Consider the following 22,017-nt stretch of genomic DNA (forward strand, 5'->3'; position numbering starts at 1 on the left):
TTTACATTTTGTTCAAAAGAAAGACCCGTTCCAATTGGAGCGGGTCTTTTGTTTGGTCGTAAAAATGGTTCTTATCGGTCGGGATTAGTACTAGTTGTTGAGGATTTCCGAAAAAAACCGGGTGTTGATGTAGTTTAGAGGTAACTAAAAAAACAATCTTCAAAACAGCCTTGAAACCCAAAATATCTTTTCAAAAGTATTTGTTTCATTTTTTGAATGTATTTGAATTAGTCCAATCCTCAAGGCTGTTTTTTCTTTTTTCTAGGAGGTAATTCAAAATAGAATTAAGCAAAAATTCTTGCATCACTTTCAATTCTTAGGGCTTACCTTTGCACCTTAAGAAAACAAGCTTGGACAATACCCCTCAATCTACCAATAAAAAAGCCCTTTTATCTCTAGCCATAGGGGGGTTCGGAATAGGTCTAACTGAATTTGTGATCATGGGGATTCTGCCCAACATTGCGGATTCGTTGGACATATCAATTCCCAAAGCAGGCCATTTTATTGCCATTTATGCCTTAGGTGTGGTTATAGGTGCTCCTGTAATGGCACGTATCACCAACAGCTTGAACCCCAAAAAAACATTGTTGTTTCTAATGCTTTGGTTTACGCTGTTCAATACGCTGTCTGCTTTTTCCGGCAACTATTGGACAATGATGTTATTCCGCTTTTTATCGGGTATGCCCCACGGTGCTTTTTTTGGTATTGGAGCAGTGGTTTCTGGCTACTTGGCCAAACCTGGAAAGTCCGCACAAGCTATGGCCATTATGTTTTCCGGATTGACCGTGGCCAATATTCTGGGTGTGCCCTTGGGTACCTATATTGGTCAAGAATTACATTGGAGCTATTCGTTTATGCTTGTTGGGATTGCAGGAATCGCAACTTTGTCCAGTCTCTATTTTTGGATGCCGCAAAAGGAATTGGAAGAGGCGGACAATCCCAAATCACAAAGTCCATCGCCAGGACTGCGCAATAAAAAACTATGGGCATTGATCGTTTTGACAACAGTTGGTACGGGAGGCTTCTTTGCCTGGTATAGCTACATTGCACCGTTGGTGATCAATGTAACTAAACTTCCAGAAGCAAATGTTGGGTACATTATGATAGTGGCGGGGGTAGGAATGTTCCTTGGCAACTTTTTGGGTGCACGAATGGTAGAAATCTTCAACCCTGTAAAATCAGTGGTCATTAGTATGCTAAGTATGACCACTATACTCTTCTTAAACTCCATTTTTGCCAGTAACCAGATTGCCATATTTGTGCTAAGCTTTATTGTTGGGGTTATTACCTTCTCCATTACGGCCCCTATACAAATCGCGATCATTAAAGCGGCCAAAGGTGCGGAGAAACTGGGTTCGTCCATGAACCAAAGTGCTTTTAACATGGGGAATGCCTCAGGTGCTTATTTAGGGGGGCTGCCCATGGTATTTGGGCTTGGATTCAACTATGCGAGTGTTGTTGGAAGTATTTTGGCATGTATTGGTGCCTGCATCGGGATGGCGATTTTGTACACCCAAAAAAGTAAAAAGAATTAGGGATTCAACCGGTATTGGGAACAATCTCCCTTTTTCACCTACTTCCCGTAAACCATTGAAGAAACCTATCCCATCAACCTCGCTGCCCAAACTTTGAATTCCATGTAAAATACTTTGTATATTGTAAAAACACCAATATTAAAATAGTGCTTAAATTTATGTTTTTGGTGTACAATTAAACTAATCCATATTGAGGCCATATATTTTTTATTTACTGGTTTTGCTTTGCTCAACAACGCTGGGTCAAGAACTGCCTCCCATAAAAAATTATACCACAAAAGAATACAATGGTGAGTTTCAGAACTGGGCAATAACACAATCACCATCAAAAAATATTTATGTAGCCAACCATACCAGTCTTTTGGAGTTCGATGGCAGTAAATGGCATCAGTACAAACTGCCTACTTCTCCCATAATAAGGTCGGTAAAAGCAGCTGGAGATAAAATTTACACAGGCTCCTATCGCGAATTCGGTTATTGGACCAAAGAGGAAAATGGTGAACTTGTTTACACCTCATTGTCCCAAAAAATGGAAATACCCATGGCCGAAGACGAAGAGTTTTGGGATATTTTGGAGTTGGAGCAATGGGTGCTCTTCCAATCTTTGGACAGAATTTATATATATGATCATGCCGAAGATACTTTCAAAGTTATTGAAGCGAATTCCGATAAGGCCAACCTAAGTTTAGTTAACGACAACGTATATTTTCAAATTGCCAGAAAAGGGCTTTTCACCATTCAAAATGGCGAATCTGCATTAGTGAGCGATGACCCCGTTTTTACCGATGAACCCATTGTTGGACTCTATGGGATAGACAATGATATTCTAGTGATAACGGAAGGTTCCCGTTTTTACAAATACGATTCAGAGTCCCTAGAACCATGGCAAACGGCGATGGATACCATAAACATCAAACTCTACAGTAGTATTCAACTCAATGATGGTTCTTTTGTATTGGGAAGCATTTCCAACGGCTTTTACCATCTCTCACAAAATGGAGATTCCATCATTGAAAATATTGATCAGGAGAAAGGCCTTAACAATAATACCGTATTATCACTTTTTGAAGATTCCGATAATAACCTATGGCTAGGATTGGACAATGGCCTAAGCATCATAAATCTATACGCTCCTTTTAATGAGTATGTTGACAAACTTGGGAATTTGGGCCTAGTATATGCTGCCTTGAGCCATAAGGGATACCTCTACCTAGGTACCAACCAAGGATTGTTCTACAGAAAAACAGAGTCTTCAAATCCATTCCGAATGATTGATGGGACGGAAGGTCAGGTCTGGAACCTACAACTTTTGGACTCCACGGTTTTTTGCGGACACAACAACGGAACCTTTGTTGTAAAAAATGATGAGGCCGAACTTATTTCGGATTTTCCAGGTACTTGGGGCATAAAACCAATACAAAACCATGACAACCTTTTATTGCAGGGCAATTATAACGGACTAAGTATCCTAGAAAAGAAAAAAGGTTCTTGGACTTTTCGAAACTCCATTGAAGGGTTTACGGTTTCCAGTAGGTTTTTTGAATTAGATTCTTTGGAAGTGGTTGTAAACCATGAACAAAAGGGGTTATATTTTATTGAATTACAATCCGACTTTAGGAAAACAAAGCAAGTTATAAACAAGGAAGGATTTGGCCATAGTTCCAACATTTTCAGTTTTCAGGACCAGATACATTACAAAACCAACTCGGGGATCTATACCATAAAAAACGAAAATGATATTAAAATTGATAGTACATTGACCCAAATGGTTCTTGCAAACAATAACGGTCAGGTAAGTATCATAATTCCCGAAAACTCAGAACAGCGTTTGTGGTTCTTCACAAATAGTGGTATCCAATATGTTTCCCAAAGCACTTTGAGCAACAAATTAAATTCCTCCAACATTTCCATACCTAGCGATATTCGGGCGAATTTGGGAGTTTCTGGATTTGAAAATATTTCCAAAATTGCTGAGTCCAAATATTTGATCGGAAGTTCCAACGGCTATGTATCGCTCGACTTGACCAAAGTAGAATCATCCGACAAGGAAATACATATAAACTCCATTTATTATGGTGGATATCAAGAATTGTCCTCAAAGGCACCCATAAACAGTACTAATGAACAATTGAAATACTCCAACAACAACGTAAGATTCGAATTCAGTGTTCCCGAGTACGATAAATATACCGAGGTAAAGTACCAGTATAAAATGGAGAATCTCTACAATGGATGGAGCGAATGGTCCGAATCTTCCGAGGCTATATTCAAAAATTTAGCATTTGGCGACTACACTTTTACGGTAAGGGCGATGGTCGGCAACAGCATTAGCGAAAACACGGCTTCGTACAGTTTCACCATATTACGTCCTTGGTATCTTTCCAACCTTGCTCTAGCACTATACACGATTGGTTTATTCCTACTGTTTGTTTTGATACATAGACTTTACAAGAATTATTATAAGAGAAAGCAAGAGTCGTTGATAAAACGAAATAAAAAAGAGTTGGAACGCAGGGAGCTTGAAGAAAAAGAGCGTATAGCCAAACTACAGACCGAGAAACTCCAAAACGAAATAGAAAACAAAAACCGGGAGCTGGCCATTTCCACCATGAGCCTTGTAAAAAAGAACAAGTTCCTTTCTTCGTTGAAATCCCAACTTAAGGAAGTCCCAAATAAGGATCGAAGTATAAAATCCGTAATCAAGGAAATAGACAACAATATAAACAGTGAGGACGACTGGAAATTTTTTGAAGATGCATTCAATAATGCGGACAGGGACTTTTTAAAAAGAATAAAAGCAAAACACGACAGCCTTACCAACAACGATCTTCGTTTATGTGCCTATTTAAGACTCAACCTATCCTCAAAAGAAATAGCCCCGCTGCTTAACATTTCTGTAAAAAGTGTGGAAATGAAACGGTATAGACTGCGGAAAAAATTCGACTTGCCCCACCACGATAACCTTATAGACTACATTTTAAACTTTTAGGCAACTCTACGTTTGCCCATCATCACCCTACAAATCTTAAAATTACCCCTACAATAACCCTACGATCGGACAAAAAACGACAGTTCACCCCTATACTCAACTTTATCTCTATATCAACAAATATTTTCAAATTCTCATATTTTACAGGGTTTAAGTGATAAAAAGCCAATTTTAACACTATTAAATTGAAAATGTAGGTTTTTTATAGAGGTGGTTCATTTGTTAAGAATACGTTAAGCCCACTACATTTATCTCAAATCAAATTCACTCAAAATGAGATATGGCATTTTAACCTTATTGGTACTTTTATGTACCTCCTATGGGTATTCACAAACAAAAACCGTTACCGGTACCGTCTCTGACAATATGGGACCCATGCCAGGTGTTAACGTACTCGTAAAAGGAACCACCAATGGTGTGGTAACCAACTTTGATGGTGTATTTACCATCGATGACGTTTCCAATGATGACACTTTGGTTTTTAGCTATGTGGGATTCTTGACCCAAGAAGTTCCAGTTGGCGACCAAGAAGAAATCAATGTTGTTTTAGAGGAAGATACTCAGGCCCTGGACGAGGTTGTTGTTGTTGGATATGGTACACAAAAGAAAAGTAACGTAATAGGGTCGGTGGCCAGTGTAGAAGTTGAAGAAGCCACCAACGTTCCCACGACAAACGTATCTGAAATGTTGCGAGGTAGAGCTGCCGGTGTCCAAGTAAACTTGGGCGACGCCAGACCAGGTGGTAACTCCAATATCGTAATCCGTGGTAATGTATCCGTTGCACCGGGCGGAAACTCCCCATTGATCATTGTGGACGGATTACCTTTTGACAACTTGAATGATGTTGCTCCGGACGATATCGCCAACATTGAAATTTTAAAAGACGCCTCATCAACAGCCATTTATGGGTCACGAGCCTCCAATGGTGTAATATTGGTGACCACCAAGAGAGGTAAAGTTGGGAAAGCATCTATAGACTACCACGGATATACTACTGTACAGACCCTTACCAAAAACTTTAACCAATATACCGGGCAGCAATTCATAGACCTAAGAAGAGAGGCCAATAGGAACAGGTTCACAGGCGCCTACTTAAATGATGAAAACATTTTTTCTCCTTTTGAGCTCGAAGCCATAGAAAACAAAAACTTCGTGGATTGGGAAGACTTGGTATTACAGGATGCGATAATCCAAAGCCACGCCCTTAGCTTTTCTGCCGGTAGTGAAAAAACAAAGGTCTTCTCTAGTGTGAACTATTTTTCACAAGAAGGTATTATTCCAAATTCAGGTTTTGACAGAGGCACATTCAAACTAAACTTAGAGCAAAAACTTACGGATAAATTGATGTTCCGAGGAATCATCAACTATCAAAATGCAAAACAAGACCGTGAAACAGGCGGAATCAATTTTACCACAATAACTCCGTTGGCACAACCATACACGGCAGATGGTGAGCTTCAGAAATTTTATTTGGGCCCATCAAATACAGCAGTTAACCCACTGTGGGACCAGAGAGAGTCCGTGGATGAGACCAAAATCAATCTCACGGATGTTAATCTGAGCCTCATTTATGATATTTCACCAAACCTAAGCTATACCCTTAAAACTTTTTTAAGGAACCGTAACACTAACCAAGGTGTATATAGGTCATCCCTTCATTCCGTAGGAGATGAAGGGATCAATGGAATCGGGGTTTTATCCAACACACTCTTTAAGCAAGTGCTTGTGGAAAACATCCTGAACTATACGCCTCAAATAAATGATGACCATAGCTTGGACCTGACCGCAGTGCAAGCCTTCGATGAGCAGAGGACGGAATACACGCAATTGGACAAATCCGGCTTTACCAACGATGCATTGCGATTTAACGGAAATGCCACCAATTTACTGAACAACGTTAGAAACGTATCTCAACGGAGATTACTCTCTTTCTTGGGAAGGCTCCGTTATGGTTATTTGGATAGATACCTTTTGGAAGCCACTGCCCGTGCCGATGGTGCATCGGTTTTTGCAGAGAACAACAAGTGGGGCTTTTTTCCGGCAGTTTCGGTAGCATGGAAAATGCACAACGAACCCTTTATGGAAAATGTGGATGCCATAAACGAAATGAAATTGAGGGTTAGTTATGGTGCAACAGGAAACCAAGGGATCAATCCATTGGAATCTCTGGGTGTTGCGGACAACCTACCCTACATTTTTGGAGATCAAACAGTGTCCGGCGCAACGGCATCATCGCGATTGCCGAACCCCGACCTAAAATGGGAAACCACGACCACCTTGAACGCAGGTGTGGACTTTAGGTTGTTCAACAACTTTTTCGAAGGAACCTTTGAGTACTACAAGGCCAATACAACCGACCTTTTGTTGGACAGGTCCATTGCAGGAACCACTGGTTTCAATGTAATTCGATTTAACTCCGGTGAACTACAGAACCAAGGTGTCGAAGCTTCTTTGACCTCTAACATTATCCGCAAGGAAAACTTCCGTTGGTCCTTGGGATTGGTATTCTCCAGAAATAGAAATAAAGTAATTTCATTGACCGGGGAATTGGATGACAATGGCAACCCGATCGACATTACCGATACTTCTGGAAGAAGATTGTCCGTAGGTGAATCCATCAACAATATTTGGTTGCCCAAATATGATGGGATTTATCAAGTAGGCGATGATATCGAAGGCTCTGGAAACCCATTGGCCCAACCAGGAGATGTTCGTGTAATCGACCAAGATGGAAACGGACAGATAGATGACCGCGACAATATCTTTACCAATACGGATCCAGAGTGGTACGGTTCCATTACCAACACGATCACTTACAAGAACTTCGACCTGTTCGCCGATATCTATATTGTACAAGGAGCAACAAAGTTGAATCCGGTTCTTGCCAATGGAGAACTTTGGAAAGGTGCCATCAATGGTATTAGGACAAAATATTACACCCCTGAGTTCCCTTCTACCGAGTACCCAAGACCAAAACCGGACACACACCTGCACTTGTTCCCTTTTGCAGTAAGAGATGCTTCTTACCTAAGATTAAGAACGTTGACATTAGGATACAACATTCCTAAAGATGCTTTTTCCAAACTCGGATTACAGAGGGCAAAAGTATATGTAACCGGAACCAACCTGTTCACATTTACCGATTTTAAATCATATAGCCCGGAACAAACACCTTTGGCAAACAACCAAGGATCTGCGTTCCCAGAAACAAGAAACATAACCCTAGGTGTAAAATTAGGATTCTAAAAAAATTGTCATGAAAACCATATTTCACTATTTAACATCAAAAAAAGCACTGACAATATTGCTTGTTATTGCAACGCTCACCTCGTGTGAAAAAGATCTGTTGGAAGACGAATTATTATCGGATACCTCGGTTGATTTTCTTTACACTACTCCCGAGGGATTGGAAAATGCCGTTGTTGGCCTTTACACCCTAAACAGAAACATCTATCAAGATTTGAGCTTGAACGGGACCATTCCACTTATTCTACAGGCCAAGAGCGATCTTGGAGTTGGAATCACAGGAGAGGTTTCCCTTTATAGCCGTTTGTTGTGGGGTGCCAGTTTGGGCGATTACGGAACCGCTTCTGGCATCAATGCCTATTGGGTCCATTTTTATAGAATAGTTGACCGGGCCAATGCCGTAATCCAAGGAGCAGAAAACTTGGAAGGAATAGAGGAAGGTAGAAAGAATCAAATTATCGCAGAGGCCAAATGTATGAGGGCCAATGCATACTTTACTCTTTATCGACTTTTCAATAACATCTTTATCACAACGGAACCCACTACTCCAGAAAATGCATTCGATGTACCTCAGGACAGGTCCTCTGTGGATGAGATATTCTCTCTCCTCCGCTCCGACTTGGACTTTGCAATTGCCAATTTGGGTTACGCCCCAGAACAATTTGGAAGATGGGGACAGGGAGCAGCGAGGCACCTTAGAGCCAAAGTAGCCATGTGGGAAAACGACTGGACCGAAGCCGCTGCCCAATCCGACGCAGTGATCACAAGTGGAAGTCACAGCTTGACAGCTTCTACGGCAGAAGTGTTCGCGGGAGAGCTCAATCACCCAGAAACCCTTTTTGCCATCAATTTTGAAAGAGAGACCATTGGTGGGGGAAGCCCGCATATTATGAACTGGAACATGGTATCCTCTTACGCGGATGCTCCAGGTCTTGTACAATCTATCGAAAATGGTGGTGCAGGTGCAGGGTTTATTTCATTGAACCAATACACCATAGACTTACTGAATGAAGATCCCAATGACGATAGAAAAAACAATACATACTACATTTTTGAGTATGCATATAATGATGAAACTGCCCTGCCCGAAGGAAAAGAGTTGGGTGACCCTCTTGACCTGTATGAAAACAGCGAGACGGACCAAAATGAGTTTATGCTATACTATAGAAGGCAAAACCCCGGTGTAATCAAGTTTTTTGATGAAAACGTTGAGCCAACAGATAGGAATCACTTCAAAAATATCATGATCTACAGATTGGCCGAAACCTATTTGGTTGGAGCTGAAGCGCACATGATGCTGGGCAACTCCTCCAAAGCATTGGAATACTTAAATGCGGTAAGAACAAGGGCCAACGCTGCTCCTGTAAACAGCATTGACCTTCAGACCATTCTGGATGAAAGGGCAAGGGAGTTGGCATTCGAAGGTCAACGCTGGTATACCTTGAAAAGGACCGGACTACTTTACGATTTCTTATTGGATCATATGAACAATGACAATATGAACGAGTCCTACCCAGAAGGAAACCCAAAAGACATCTTAAGGGAATATATGCAAAACTGGCCCATTCCACAGCAACAGATGGACCTTTTAGGACCTAATTACCCGCAGAACGATGGGTATAACTAAACAAGTGCAAACTAGAATTAACTTATAACATTGAAAAATGAAAAAGTATAACAACAACAAGAACCACAACAATACAAGATTACCCATCTTGTTCCTGTTGATGGCCATAGGTATTTTGGGCACAATTATTTCTTGCGAAACCGAGGACGATCTACCCCCGCCCTCAGCCTATGTTCCGCCAGAACCGGAGCCAGAGCCGGAGCCAGGTGATGGTTGCACGTTTTCAACCATAGTGCCCGAGTTGGCAGATGGGCTGGATTTTGAATGTGGTGGACCAGAAGTATCCTTTTTTGGGGAAATTGAGGGATCACTTGCACTGGAATACGTGGAAAACCCCGATCCTTCGGGCATCAATACTTCTGAGACCGTTGTGGCGTATACACAAACACCTAGTATTGAGCCTTGGTCCGGTTTCTTTTTTGATTTAGCGAGCAAAGTGGACTTTACGGTAATGCAGACCGTTAAAATAAAAGTATACTCACCAGCCGCAGATCAAATTGTACTCTTAAAATTTGAGGATAGCACCGATGGTTCAATCTCAAAAGAAGTACAGGCAACCACTACTGTGTCGGGAGAATGGGAGGAATTGTCGTTTGTTTTTTCACCTAGCGATTCCGATAAATTCGACAGATTGGTATTGTTCTTTGATTTTAATGGGGAAAAGAGTTCAGCAAGCACCCACTATTTTGATGATATCGTGATGAGTGAAGGTGGTGAGGTCGAGGAACCCGTTGAAACTGGCGAACCTACTGTTCCTGCTCCGGACCCGACGATAGATCCAGCAGAAGTCATCTCTTTATTTAGCGATACATATACCAATGTAACAGTGGATACGTGGAGAACCGATTGGTCCGATGCCATATTGGAAGACATAGAAATTCAGGGCAACGCGGTCAAGAAATATAGTGAACTGAGCTTTGTGGGCGTAGAAGCAGTATCCGCTCCTATCGATGCCAGTGGCATGACCCACTTCCGAACCGATATATGGACAGGCGATGCCACAGAATTTAGAATAAAATTGGTTGATTTTGGAGCTGATGGCGCTTTCGATGGTGGAGATGATGTAGAGCACGAATTGGTGTTCGAAGCTCCAGCTCAGCAAGAATGGGTGACACTCGATATACCTCTTTCCGATTTCACAGGTTTGACCACAAGAGGACATATTGCCCAATTGATTTTTGTTGGAGCGCCCTCCAAAGCAAACACTGTGTTTGTAGACAATGTATTCTTCTACAATGAGGCAGGGGTTTCCAGCGAACCAATATCAGGAGCTCCCGCACCAACAGTAGCAGAAGCTAATGTAATTTCGGTATTCAGTGATGCCTATACCAATGTGGACGGTACGGATTTTAACCCGAATTGGGGCCAGGCGACTGTAGTTACGCAGGAATTAATCGATGGAAACAATACTTTAAAGTATGAAAACCTTAATTATCAAGGAACTCAGTTTGCAGCTCCATTGGATCTATCTGGAATGACAATGATGCACGTTGATTACTGGACAGCCGATTCCTCCGAACTCAATGGGTATCTTATAAGCTCTGGTCCCGCTGAAACTGCACACTCCTTTGAGATAACAAATGGAGAATGGGTGAGCGTGGATATCCCATTGACCGAATTCTCCGATATTGTAGATTTAACTGATGTAATCCAACTAAAGTTTGATGGTAACGGAACCATTTATTTGGACAACATTTATTTCTATGCACCACCAGCAACAGAGCCAACGGCTGCTGCAACAGCTCCTACAGTAGCAGAGGCAGATGTGATATCGCTCTTCAGTAATGCTTACACCAACGTTCCTGTGGATACTTGGAGAACCGATTGGTCTGCTGCGGTACTGGAAGACATCATCGTGGATGGAGACGATGTTAAAAAGTATAGCGAGTTGAATTTTGTAGGGATTGAAACCGTCGCCAACCAAATAGATGCAACGGATATGACCCATTTCCATACTGATGTTTGGACAGCAGACGCTACCGAAATCAGAATAAAACTTGTAGATTTTGGTGCAGACGGGGCCTTTGGTGGCGATGATGATGTGGAACATGAAATTACCATAGCCAACCCGGAACAAAGTACTTGGATTTCATTGGACATTCCGCTTTCAGACTTTACGGGACTAACTACAAAAGCAAATATTGCTCAACTGATTTACGCAGGTCAACCCGCAGGATCTATGACCATATTTGTAGATAATGTGTATTTCCACAAATAATAAAATAGAAAACAAATCTTAAATTTATTTGAGTTTAGTTAATTAATGGATGGGCTCCTTTCTTTTTAAGAAAGGAGCATTAATCCTTCTTTCTATGAAAAATAACAGAAACATCTTTCAACTATTTAAAATGAGCATTTTCAATATATCCGTATTATCCTTGGTATTTGTGCTTTCCTGCAGTTCTGGAGACTCCGATTCCAACGATGTTCCCACCAATTTAAATGTGGATATCTCCATTATCGGCTCCGATACAAATAATCCAAACGGAAATGGTTCAGGTACTGTTGTGGTCTCCGCATCTGCCAACAATGCTGTTCGGTATGCATTTCGTTTTGGAAATGGTGACCAAATTTCTAGTGAAACAGGAACAACGGAACACACTTTTCTACAAAACGGAACAAATACTTACAATATAGCTGTATGGGCCTATTCGCAATCCGGAGCGTTCATAAATGAGAGTTATTCAGTGGATGTGTTTAAGTCTGATGAAGCTTTTGCCACCTTAGTGTTTTCAGATGAATTTGAATATGAAGGTAGCCCAGACAATCAAAAGTGGCACCATCAAATAATTCCACCGAATAATGGGAGTTGGCATAATGGGGAATTACAGCACTACACGGATAGAGAGGAAAATTCATTTGTTAGCGATGGGTCCTTGAAAATCAAAGCCATCAAGGAACAATATTCCTACAACGGAAGCACCAAAGAATACACTTCGGCCAGGCTTAATGGAAAGGTTGCCTTTACCTATGGTCGTGTAGAGGTTCGCGCAAAACTGCCCAGTACGGCAGGTACTTGGCCAGCTATTTGGACCCTAGGTGCCAATGTAGATGAAACCGGAAACTATTTTGGGGACCAATATGGTAGTGTTGGCTGGCCTTTGTGCGGGGAAATAGATATTATGGAACAAACCGGCTGGAACAAAAACCAAACAATATCCCACTTCCACTGGGGTGACCTCAACACCGAAGAATATATGGACACAGGGGGAGAAACCGCTGTTGCCCAAGCATCATCGGAATACCATATTTATGCCATGGAATGGGATAGTGAAAGCATTAAAACCTATGTGGACGACACTTTGGTATTTGAATTGCCAAACTCAACCAACAAACCCTATAATCACGAGCATTATTTAATCTTGAACATTGCTTTAGGGGGTAACCTTGGTGGCGATGTGCCAACAAATTTTACAGAAGATATTTTTGAAATCGATTACGTAAGGATTTATCAGTAATGCCCAATATTAAGTCAAAGAAATAGATTACTGATGTAAAACAATTTCAAGATTTTGGAAAAATTACATAGACTTAAGCCGGAGCCTTGTGCCTTCGGCTTTTTTTATTGCCCTAGTTCCTTGGTATCAAAATAAACAAGTTCCTGATTATTGAACTTGGCCGTTGCCTCTATAGGGTTACAGCATACCTCACAATCCTCCACATAGGTCTGCTGGGGCACTGAACTATCCAATAAAAAAGATATTTCTTCCCAACAGTAAGGGCATTGAAAAAAATGCTCGTACATGGCTTAAAAATTCACATTGAGCAATTGGCCGCTAATCTGAAGCATTTGAAGTTCGGCCAATTTCGCATTGTATTTGGCTTGGCTTTTGGCCAATTCCGCATTCAGTAGGTTTAACTGGGCCTGTCTAAACTCAATGGAAGTTACCTGTCCAAGTTTGTAGCGCTCATCTGTTCTCTTGAAGTTGTTTTGATTCGTCTGCAAGTTTTTCTCTTGCACCTCCAACACATATAATGCGTTGGTATAACTGTCCCAAGCGTTACGTATATCCCTTTCCACCTCCAATTGAATCTGCTTTTTGGCAATCTCTTGGTTTTTATAGGCAATTTTGGCATTTTTTATACCTGTGATGGTAGTTCCGCCATCGAATAAATTCCACGTAAGATTAACTGTTCCCGTTACACCTGTGGACGTATTTTGCAACACAAAGGCCAGCGGACTGTTGTTATTGGACTCGTTCCAACCGTAAGTTCCCGTAAGACCAATGGTAGGCAAGTAACCGCTTTTGGCCACCCTAATATCGTTGAGTCCCATATTAAGGTCCTTTTCTACGATCTGAAGCCTTACATTGTTCAATTTGGCCTCATTGTACATGCTTTCCATTTGAAGTTCAGAAACAAAAGCAATAGTAGTATCTGCGGCAAATTGTGCGGAAAGATCCCGATTCAAGATCAAGTTCAGGTCCCGCATGGTGTTTCTCAGTTGTTGACGTGAATTCAATAAATTGATGCTGTCCGTATTAATATCCACTTCGGCATTCAATACATCCAAACCTGTATTCTGTCCAAACTCAAATTGATACTCTGCTCTTTTTAGCCTATCCTTGGAAATTTCCAATGCCTGCTCCAAGGTATTTGTATTTTCGGTAAGACGGGCCACTTCATAATACACGGTAAACAATTGCAAAATGGTAGTTTCTATAGTCTGCCTTACCTCAAGTTCCGACTGTTGAGAGCGTTCCTTGAAATTTTTATAATTGTAATATCTGCCAAGTCCGTCGAACAAAGTGTAATTAACGTTTACAGCGGCACTATACCTTCTGGTCTCGGCTCCCTCGGCTGTTCTAGTATCACCATTGCCCAAAACCCCTTCGGAATTTTGTTTATCTATACTCCCGCTGGCATTCCCTGTCACCGATGGTAAATAACCAGAATTTAAAATATCTGCGTTGTTATCGTCAATCAATTTGGTATTCCGCGCGACTTGGATATCCAAGTTGTTCTCCAGGACCAAATCAATGGCTTCTTCTTTACTTAGGACCTGGTCTTGGGCATTGGCTAAAGGGCCAACCAAAACCAATGTTAAGAATAGGGTATAAAAAATACTTTTCATTATGTGGTCTCTTCTTCTACAACTTTTGAGGTTTCTTCCCCATTATGGGGAATATTTTTAGTGCCGGTTCCATTTAAAGCAAAGCTATCCGCTTCCATTTCCTCTTCTTCATGCTGTTCGCGAATGGCTCGTTCCACTTCTTCTTTGGTAACGTTTTCTCCACTCCACAACCTTTTGGCCAAAACCTTCACATTGTTACCGAAAGATAACAGCAACGGTAGCATGAGCAATGTCAATATAGTAGCAAAACCAATCCCATAAGCAATGGAAATAGCCATGGGTTTAAGGAATTGTGCCTGACGGCTTTTTTCCAAAAGCAATGGTGCCAAACCAGCAATTGTAGTAACGGAAGTCAAAAATATAGCTCTAAAACGGGAGCGGCCGGCTTCATATAGTGCATCATCAAACGTCATCCCACTGCGCAGATTAATGTTAAATTTACCTATGAGCACCAACCCATCGTTTACCATAATCCCGATCAAGGCAATGATTCCCAACATGGAAAGTACATTGATAGGGAATCCATGTATCCAATGCCCCCATGCCACAGCAGTTAGACTAAATGGCACCATAAAAATCAACAACAACGGCTGACTGATACTTCTAAAGGTGAATGCGATCACTATAAAAATCAGGAATATTACGATTGGCCCAACAAAACCTAAAGAACCGATAAGTTTATTGGCTTCCCTGTTCTGCCCTTCGTAAGAAGGTGTAATGGAAGGGTATTTCGACAAAATATCCGGCAAAACTTCGTTTCGTATCCATAACATGGCATCCGTTCCACTGGTGGTCTCAGGGTCCGTTAAATCAGATGATACTTGGATTTCCCTTCTTCCCTCAAGGTGATTGATGGCCACATCTCCTCTTTCAATAGTATAGGTTGCAATTTCCTTTAGCGGTATACGATCTCCACTTGGTGCCAATATTCTCATTTCATCCAAATCTGAAATTGAAGATCTATTCTCTCTATCGTATCGGACCCAAACTCGTATCTCATCTTGGCCTCGCTGAAAACGTTGTGCTTGCGCTCCGAAGAACCCACCTCTTACTTGGTTCATCACCGTTCTAAGGTCCAATCCTAACAAATAGGCATTTTCCTTTAGTTGTAACCTTATCTCCTTGATACCGGCAGGGTCGTTATCGGTAACGTCCTTTAAATTGGCGTTGGCTTCCATTGCCTGTTTCAGCTCTTCCTTCGCAGCTTTTAACTCAGCAATGTTATTTCCCAATAAGGATACGGAAACCGGACTGCCGCCGAAATTGCCACCAGAACCATAAATCAAACTTTCAACACCGATCACAGGTCCAACGAGTTCCCTTAATCTAGTGGTCACCATATCTGAACGGATACCATCTGGTCGTTCTTCTCCTGGCAAAAGGTTGATTTCCAAACTGGCCGAGGAGGATCCCGGGCCCAGGTTTTTAATCATATTCACAAAGAGCATTGTATCCATACCTTGTAAATACTTATCCGTAAGCTCTTGGTTTACTATATGGGCCTTTTCTTGGATAAGGCTTATAATGGAGTCCGTAACTTTTTCATTGGTACCGTTGGGCATGGTAAGCTCAATGGACACCTGATCACTGGCAACCCTGGGGAAAAATGATGTCCTGACAATACCTCCACCTATGGAACCAAGGGTTAGGGCCAATGCCATAAAAAACAAGGCAAAGGTCAATATTTTGTAGTTCATCATGAATCGAAGTGCGGGGCTGTACCATTTATCGCGCATATAGTTCATGATTCTGTCACCAATCTTGTTGATGACCCGTAGCTCTGCGAAAACCTTTGCAATACCAGTTTTGGGTTTATTACTTTGTGGATGCAATGCTTTGGAATGCGCCAAGTGGGCAGGTAATATGATCAATGCTTCTACCAAAGAAACCACCAAAGTCAGAATCACAATAACAGAAACTTCGCTGAAAAATTCACCAATACGGCTATCCAAGAACAAGAATATGGAAAAGGCCAAAACGGTAGTGATAATTGCCGAGATAATAGGTGGCAACACCTCCATAGTTCCATCTATAGCGGCTTTTACCGGTGGTTTTCCATCTTCGTAATGCTGGTAAATGTTCTCGGCAATCACAATTCCATCATCCACCAAAATACCAATAACAATGATCATCCCGAACAGGGACAATACATTTATGGTCACATTGAACATTGGGGCAAAAATGAACATTCCCAAAAATGCAATCGGAAGTCCAAAAGCTACCCAAAAGGCCAATCGGGTATTAAGGAAAAGTGACAAAAATATCAGAACCAAAATCATACCCACAATGGCATTTTCTGTCAAGAGCTGGGTACGCTGTGTCAATGTTATTGATCGATCATCGATCACATCGAGTTGAACATTGGTATATTTTTCGTTGAAATCCTTAATGTACTGCCTTACATTCTCGGCAGAACCCATTAAATCTTCTGTATTGGTACTGGTAATTGTAATATTTACCGCCAACTGCTCATTGAAATAGGATGCATTGGGCGTTTCAGAAAACCTGTCCCTGATGGTAGCGACATCTTTCAGTCTTACCGCTCGTCCCGCAGCGTCTCCCCTAACAACAATATTGGAGAGTTCATCTCCGTAATATGATCTATTATTTGCCCGAATAAGGTATTCCTCGGTAACGGTTTTGATATTACCTCCCGTCACTAGGATATTTGCATTGGAAACGGCTTGTGCTACCTCGTTAAAGGATAGGTTATAGGCAAGAAGGCTGTTCTCATCCACTGCAATCTCAATTTCTTCATCTGGATAACCGGATATTGAAATTTGGGATATTCCATCAATTGCCCTTAAATCGTTTTCTATTTGACGTCCTATTTGCTTTAAAGTGGCCAAGGGAATATCCTTACCACTTACAGCAAAGCTTATCGTTGGTCTTACAGGTTCTTGTTTGGCAACAATCAACGGTTCCATTCCAGTGGGGAAAGTAGGCACCCTATCCACTGCATTTTTCACCTCCAGCAGCATAAAGTCAACATTCCTTTCCTTTTCAATCTCCACATTGATGGTACCGCTGTTCTCCCTTGAGGTAGAAGTTACCCGTTCCACACCCTCTAAACCTTTGAGATTATCCTCAATTTTAAGAACAATCCCTTCTTCGATTTCTTGCGGAGAGGCTCCTGGATAGGTAATATTTATCGTGATATTCCGAGCTTCGTTAAGCGGAAAAAAGGATGATTTTAAGGAAAGAATCCCAACAACCCCAAAAACAAAAAATGCCAAAATAAAGACATTTACTGCCATGTGGTATTTAATAAAATACGAGATGATTTTTCTCATGGCCGAGGAGGTTAGGATTTACTTTCATCAAATATTTTGACCAACATGCCCGCATAGGCACCGGTCATTGGTTTGGCAACGATCACTTCGCCATCTGGTACGTTTTTGAGCACTACGGTCTTGTCAGTAAAAAATATGGGCTGTACTGCCATTAAATCCAAAATAGAATCCTTTACAACAAAAATTTGATCGTTCTCCAACAGTAAAGACCTGTTAATTTCTATGGCGTCCGTTTCTTCTTTTGCCTCTAAATTGGCTTCAAGATATTGGCCTTCCTTTAAATTATCGCCACTTACCTCGATATATGCAGTTATAGTCTGGGAGTTCTGATCGACCCTTCCATTGACCCGGGCTACCTCACCAACAAAAGTTTGGGTCTTCTCTAAATTGAAAAGCTCCACTTTTTTCCCTACCCTCAAAAAGTCACCATAAGTCTTACTCACGGAAACTTCCAATTCGTACAGTCCCGTGTTGATGAACTCTCCAAGTTTTTGTCCAGACCTGATCAAAGTTCCTTCGGTTACCAAAGCTTCTGTCAATACTCCTGTAAAAGGAGCGGTAATGGTATATTTGGATAGGCGTTGCTCCAAATTCTTCACATTGTAATATGTTGTGATAATCTCTCTACCGGTTATGAAGAATTTTTCCTTTTCGGAATCCATCTTCGGTAGTTCGGGAGTGGTCTTTTCCAAATCAAATCCATTGAGGTATTGCTGCCATTTTGGATATATTTCAGGATAATCCAGTCGCAGATCGGGCATTATGGAAGTAAGCAAGTTGTATAAATTACTCTTGGCCGATTGTACTGTAGCGTAGTATTCGCTGGCATCTATTCTTATAAGCGTTTGACCGGCCGCATACTCTTGTCCTGTACGGAACAATTTACTTCCCGGTCTAAATACACCTTGCACTTCTGAATAAAGTTCTACACGCTTTTTTGCCCTAAGGTTACCATTGGCGGGCACCATGATAGGCACAGTTGTGTTTTTTACCGTATCAACAAAAACGGTCTTTACCACCTTTTGGGAAGGCGGTCTTCTGTTATCCTTACTACCTGCGATCATACCCGCAAAATATAAGGAGGCAAAAATTATGATTCCACCGGCAACTGCCGATATAATAAGCTTTCGCATGCGCTAGTTGGTTTAATCAATGCAAATCTATTCCCTACATTTTTTACAATGGTTAAATATTTCATAAAATGCGTTTTGAACCCGGTCAAATGCAAAAAGGGGACCCCAAACGGCATCCCCAAACCAAACAAACTAAAGTAATAACTAACTACTCGTTTTCGTTTTCGTCCTCGAATTTGGTATCTGCCATCCGAGTACGCTCAAATTGAACATCTTTAAACCTAGGGTTCAGGCTTTTATCATCGGTATCCAAAACCAAAAACTGTTTTGTGCCCATGTTATGAAGAACATTGAAAGAATCGAACTGATTATTTTGAAGTTGCAATATTTCCAAACTTGCCAATTTACCAAACTCCTCAGGTATTTCACCACCTAGGTGATTATTGGACAAAACCAACTCTTTCAACTGAACCAAATTTCCTATTTCTGCTGGTATTTCCCCCTCTAGTCTATTCTCAAAAAGACCCAATGCTTTTAGATTGGAAAGGTTTCCTATAGATTTTGGTATAATACCTTTTAAATTATTACTGGAAAGGTTTAATTCTTCCAGGTTCTCTAATTCTCCAAAAGTTTCGGGGATAGGTCCCGTCAAGAAATTATTGAACATGGAAAAAACCTCTAAATCGTTAAAATTGCCAACACCTGTTGGAATAGCTCCTTTAATCCGGTTCATCTCCAAACGAAAAACCTTAAGCTTTTTAAGCTTTACTATGTCCTTGGGCAATACTCCGGTAATCTGATTGAAAGCAAGATTCAATTCAGTGATATATTTTAAGTCACCAATACTTTCTGGAAGTGTACCATTTAAATTGTTCATGAACAGCGTTAAACCCACTACATGTCCATCTTTGACATCTACCCCCTTCCAAGTATCAATAGGTGCTTCTAAATCCCAAGAAGCGTTCCATTCATCACCATTGGTACTGTTGTACAAATCCACCAAAGCAGATTTCTCTCTGGGGGAAACCTGTCCGCTGGCGAAAGAAACACTAGTGGAAAAAATCAAGCAAAAGAAAAAAATGGCTACTCGAATCATTTATTACTTATTTATTCAGGAAGAATTTACTTACAAAGTAATAAAAATGAGAAACATCCTACAAAAATAATCACTGAATACACACTAATATGTTGTGAATTCGCTAAAAAATGTGGTGAGAAAATAATTTAATCGTTAATCCAGAGCTTCCAGTTTGTGGGACAATTGTTCCCAATCCTCCATTAAAGACTCCAAATCCTTCTTTTTACCCTCATAATTATCAAAAAATTCCGGTTTTGAAATGGTAGCATCGTAGTCCATTAAAAGATTGTGGTCAATATCGGCGATTTCTTTTTCCAATTTGGTAATCTTCTTTTCTACCCCGCTGAGTTTATTTTTCAAGGATTTTTGTTTTTTCTGGGTGTGATAATCATTCTCCTTGGGTTTTTCTTGGTTTTTTTCTTCTTTCTTTTGATCGCCTTTTTCCACGCTTCGGAAATCCTCCATCTTACGTTGCTCCAAATAAAAGTCGATATCTCCCAAGTACTCCTTTATACCTCCGTCCTTAAATTCGTAGACCCTATCGGTCAACCCTTGAAGAAAATCACGGTCGTGAGAAACCAGAATCAATGTTCCCTCAAAATTTTGGAGGGCCTGCTTTAATACATTCTTTGATTTAATGTCCAAGTGGTTGGTAGGCTCATCCATCACGAGCACGTTAAAGGGCTGCAAAAGCATCTTGGCCAGTGCCAAACGGTTTCGTTCCCCTCCGGATAATACTTTCACGTATTTGTCCACATCATCTCCCCTGAACAAAAAAGAGCCCAGAATATCCCTTACGCTACTACGGTTCTTCTCATTGGCGGCATCTATCATGGTATCCAGAATGGTTTTGTTTCCATCCAGATATTCAGCTTGGTTCTGCGCAAAGTAGCCCAATTGTACATTGTGCCCAATCTTTAAATCGCCCTGATAATCCAGTTCCCCTACAATAATCTTGGCAAGGGTTGTTTTTCCTTGTCCATTTTGTCCCACAAAGGCCGTTTTGCTCCCGCGGTCCACCATTAGGTCAATCCCCTCCAATACCTTTTTTGGCCCATAGCTTTTGGAAATACCGTTCAACTCTGCTACCACCTTACCTGGGTTAACGGAAATGGGGAAACGAAGGTTCATCACACTGTTATCCTCTTCATCAACCTCAATACGGTCCATTTTATCCAGTTTTTTGATCAAGGATTGCGCCATGGAGGCTTTGCTCGATTTTGCCCTGAACTTTTCGATGAGTCGTTCGGTCTGCTGAATCTGTTTTTCTTGATTTTTTTGGGCGCTCAATTGCTGTTCCTTGATTTCTTTCCTATGAACCAAGAACTGTGAGTAAGGTTTATTGTAATCGTAAATCCTTCCCAAAGAAATCTCAATGGTGCGATTGGTAACATTGTCCAAAAACATCTTATCGTGGGAAACAATAACAACGGCTCCCGTAAAGTTTCGAAGGAATTGCTCCAACCAAATAATGGATTCGATATCCAAGTGGTTGGTAGGCTCATCCAACAGCAGCACATCGTTATTTTGCAGTAATAGTTTAGCCAATTCTATACGCATCCGCCACCCTCCTGAAAATGTATCGGTGAGCTTATTAAAATCTTCCCGCTTAAAACCTAATCCAAGAAGGACCTTTTCCGTATCGCCTTGGTAATTGTACCCTCCCAATATTTCGTAACGGTGGGTGACATCGTTCAGATCTACCATAAGCTGGTGATAACCATCGCTTTCGTAATCGGTCCGTTCGGCCAATGCCTTATTGATCTCATCTAGCTTGAGCTCCATCTCCTTGATTTCGGAAAAAGCCTGATAGGATTCTTCCAAAACGGTTCTTCCTTCTTCAAAATCAATGTCCTGTTTTAGAAACCCAATTTTAATATTCTTTTCAGTGGCTATAGCACCTTCATCCAAGGGCATTTCTTTGGCCAATAGTTTGAGCATCGTGGATTTCCCTGCTCCGTTCTTCCCAATGAGGCCTACACGATCTCCGCCATTAAGACGAAACGAAATTTCCTCGAACAGATATTCTCCTCCAAAGGCTACGGAAAGATTATGGACATTTAGCATTTTTATGTGACCTTATTTACAAAACTTTAGTTGTC

12 protein-coding genes are annotated in these 22,017 nt (G+C 41.2%); 6 read left to right on the forward strand and 6 right to left on the reverse strand.

The features are described from left to right. Window positions 1-350: 350 nt before the first annotated feature. From J0X13_RS07755 to J0X13_RS07780, 6 genes are all read left to right on the forward strand, one after another. The gene (locus J0X13_RS07755) at window positions 351-1,535 is read left to right on the forward strand and encodes an MFS transporter (RefSeq protein WP_207070897.1); all 1,185 of its coding nucleotides are present in this window, start codon (window positions 351-353) and stop codon (window positions 1,533-1,535) included. Between the two features lie 190 nt (window positions 1,536-1,725). Then, the gene (locus tag J0X13_RS07760; protein WP_242535672.1) at window positions 1,726-4,524 is read left to right on the forward strand and encodes a helix-turn-helix and ligand-binding sensor domain-containing protein; all 2,799 of its coding nucleotides are present in this window, start codon (window positions 1,726-1,728) and stop codon (window positions 4,522-4,524) included. A gap of 273 nt (window positions 4,525-4,797) precedes the next feature. Then, complete coding sequence (locus tag J0X13_RS07765; protein ID WP_207070898.1) at window positions 4,798-7,770, forward strand: SusC/RagA family TonB-linked outer membrane protein; 2,973 nt, start codon at window positions 4,798-4,800, stop codon at window positions 7,768-7,770. Between the two features lie 10 nt (window positions 7,771-7,780). After that, the gene (locus tag J0X13_RS07770) at window positions 7,781-9,397 is read left to right on the forward strand and encodes a RagB/SusD family nutrient uptake outer membrane protein (protein WP_207070899.1); all 1,617 of its coding nucleotides are present in this window, start codon (window positions 7,781-7,783) and stop codon (window positions 9,395-9,397) included. 37 nt (window positions 9,398-9,434) lie between these two features. Beyond that, the gene (locus tag J0X13_RS07775; RefSeq protein ID WP_207070900.1) at window positions 9,435-11,615 is read left to right on the forward strand and encodes a hypothetical protein; all 2,181 of its coding nucleotides are present in this window, start codon (window positions 9,435-9,437) and stop codon (window positions 11,613-11,615) included. Window positions 11,616-11,709: 94 nt separating this feature from the next. Continuing rightward, window positions 11,710-12,855 (forward strand): glycoside hydrolase family 16 protein, encoded by a 1,146-nt coding sequence (locus tag J0X13_RS07780; RefSeq protein WP_242535673.1) that lies wholly within the window; start codon window positions 11,710-11,712, stop codon window positions 12,853-12,855. A gap of 104 nt (window positions 12,856-12,959) precedes the next feature. Here the strand turns inward: J0X13_RS07780 and J0X13_RS07785 are convergent, their stop codons facing one another. The 6 genes from J0X13_RS07785 to J0X13_RS07810 all read right to left on the reverse strand — a co-directional run bounded on the left by J0X13_RS07785 (window position 12,960) and on the right by J0X13_RS07810 (window position 21,982). Then, window positions 12,960-13,142, reverse strand: coding sequence for a CPXCG motif-containing cysteine-rich protein (locus J0X13_RS07785; RefSeq protein WP_207070901.1), 183 nt, complete (start codon window positions 13,140-13,142; stop codon window positions 12,960-12,962). Window positions 13,143-13,145: 3 nt separating this feature from the next. Next, window positions 13,146-14,471, reverse strand: coding sequence for a TolC family protein (locus J0X13_RS07790; protein WP_207070902.1), 1,326 nt, complete (start codon window positions 14,469-14,471; stop codon window positions 13,146-13,148). After that, window positions 14,471-17,764 (reverse strand): efflux RND transporter permease subunit, encoded by a 3,294-nt coding sequence (locus J0X13_RS07795; protein WP_207070903.1) that lies wholly within the window; start codon window positions 17,762-17,764, stop codon window positions 14,471-14,473. Before J0X13_RS07795 ends, J0X13_RS07790 begins: the two co-directional genes overlap by 1 nt. An 11-nt stretch (window positions 17,765-17,775) precedes the next feature. After that, window positions 17,776-18,897 carry an efflux RND transporter periplasmic adaptor subunit gene (locus J0X13_RS07800; protein ID WP_207070904.1) on the reverse strand — a complete coding sequence of 374 codons (1,122 nt, stop codon included), beginning with the start codon at window positions 18,895-18,897 and terminating at the stop codon, window positions 17,776-17,778. Between the two features lie 148 nt (window positions 18,898-19,045). Next, a complete protein-coding gene (locus tag J0X13_RS07805; RefSeq protein ID WP_207070905.1) occupies window positions 19,046-19,933 on the reverse strand; it encodes a leucine-rich repeat domain-containing protein in 888 nt (295 codons plus the stop codon). Window positions 19,934-20,068: 135 nt separating this feature from the next. After that, window positions 20,069-21,982 carry an ABC-F family ATP-binding cassette domain-containing protein gene (locus J0X13_RS07810; protein ID WP_207070906.1) on the reverse strand — a complete coding sequence of 638 codons (1,914 nt, stop codon included), beginning with the start codon at window positions 21,980-21,982 and terminating at the stop codon, window positions 20,069-20,071. Window positions 21,983-22,017 lie beyond the last annotated feature (35 nt).

Source organism: [Muricauda] lutisoli (nom. illeg.), assembly GCF_017313105.1.
Taxonomy (GTDB): domain Bacteria; phylum Bacteroidota; class Bacteroidia; order Flavobacteriales; family Flavobacteriaceae; genus Flagellimonas; species Flagellimonas lutisoli.

Bases quoted from the DNA above. Each gene is read 5' to 3' on its own strand.
- J0X13_RS07765 (WP_207070898.1), top strand. From the start codon at position 4,798: ATGAGATATGGCATTTTAACCTTATTGGTACTTTTATGTACCTCCTAT.
- J0X13_RS07770 (WP_207070899.1), top strand. From the start codon at position 7,781: ATGAAAACCATATTTCACTATTTAACATCAAAAAAAGCACTGACAATA.
- J0X13_RS07775 (WP_207070900.1), top strand. From the start codon at position 9,435: ATGAAAAAGTATAACAACAACAAGAACCACAACAATACAAGATTACCC.
- J0X13_RS07780 (WP_242535673.1), top strand. From the start codon at position 11,710: ATGAAAAATAACAGAAACATCTTTCAACTATTTAAAATGAGCATTTTC.
- J0X13_RS07785 (WP_207070901.1), bottom strand. From the start codon at position 13,142: ATGTACGAGCATTTTTTTCAATGCCCTTACTGTTGGGAAGAAATATCT.
- J0X13_RS07790 (WP_207070902.1), bottom strand. From the start codon at position 14,471: ATGAAAAGTATTTTTTATACCCTATTCTTAACATTGGTTTTGGTTGGC.
- J0X13_RS07795 (WP_207070903.1), bottom strand. From the start codon at position 17,764: ATGAGAAAAATCATCTCGTATTTTATTAAATACCACATGGCAGTAAAT.
- J0X13_RS07800 (WP_207070904.1), bottom strand. From the start codon at position 18,897: ATGCGAAAGCTTATTATATCGGCAGTTGCCGGTGGAATCATAATTTTT.
- J0X13_RS07805 (WP_207070905.1), bottom strand. From the start codon at position 19,933: ATGATTCGAGTAGCCATTTTTTTCTTTTGCTTGATTTTTTCCACTAGT.
- J0X13_RS07810 (WP_207070906.1), bottom strand. From the start codon at position 21,982: ATGCTAAATGTCCATAATCTTTCCGTAGCCTTTGGAGGAGAATATCTG.